The sequence below is a fragment of the Deinococcus alpinitundrae genome (genome assembly GCF_009982895.1).
In the GTDB taxonomy this organism is placed as follows: Bacteria; Deinococcota; Deinococci; order Deinococcales; family Deinococcaceae; genus Deinococcus; species Deinococcus alpinitundrae.
Genome location: NZ_WXZL01000308.1, coordinates 1 through 264 on the forward strand (window position 1 = coordinate 1; position 264 = coordinate 264).

General features: G+C 47.7%; 1 pseudogene. It reads left to right on the top strand.

Annotated features, from left to right (window positions below):
- Window positions 1–264: pseudogene (locus tag GUI70_RS25835) on the top strand (hypothetical protein); the annotation flags it as partial.

The window sequence follows — 264 nt, forward strand, 5'->3', positions numbered from 1 at the left end:
TTGGGATAACGAACGTTACCAAAAACTAGTCGACGTACTTAACGCTGGTTACGTAGATCGTAAACAACCAGTGGCAATCCGTCACTTGGTTCCAACTATGGCAACTCCCGTTTACAATGCTTTCCAAGGCGACAACGAATTCGTTGTTACTGGTAAGTTGAAGGAATGGGACGTTCGCGACCAAATCCATAACATCAAGGTCCCAACCTTGTTGACCTTCGGCGAACACGAAACCATGCCGTTGAAGTCGGCACAACGGATGGC